The sequence below is a fragment of the Erythrobacter sp. HI0063 genome (assembly GCF_001635685.1).
Classification (GTDB): domain Bacteria; phylum Pseudomonadota; class Alphaproteobacteria; order Sphingomonadales; family Sphingomonadaceae; genus Qipengyuania.
Genome location: NZ_LWFF01000263.1, coordinates 1 through 270 on the forward strand (window position 1 = coordinate 1; position 270 = coordinate 270).

A 270-nucleotide genomic window follows, 5' to 3' on the forward strand; every position below is an offset into this window, starting at 1 on the left:
GCGCTTGTCCGAAAAGCAGACTCGCTGGCAGACCGCGCTGATCATTGCGGTGTTCATCGGCCTGGCAGTCCCCCTGTTCTTCTCGCTCAGACAGATCGTCTGGGAAACCAACGCCGCGCGTGTGATCCGTACCACCGTGCTTGCCGAAGCAGGTGCCGACGCAAGACTGACCAATATCGATTTCGATCTGGATGCGGATCCGGTGACCGTGTCCGCGACAATCCTAACTCCAAGCCCGCGCCCCGCCGCCGAAGCGGACAGTGAGGCGGC

1 pseudogene is annotated in these 270 nt (G+C 62.2%); it reads left to right on the forward strand.

What is annotated here, in order from left to right:
• Nucleotides 1–270, forward strand: a pseudogene (locus A3736_RS17585) (DUF389 domain-containing protein); the annotation flags it as partial.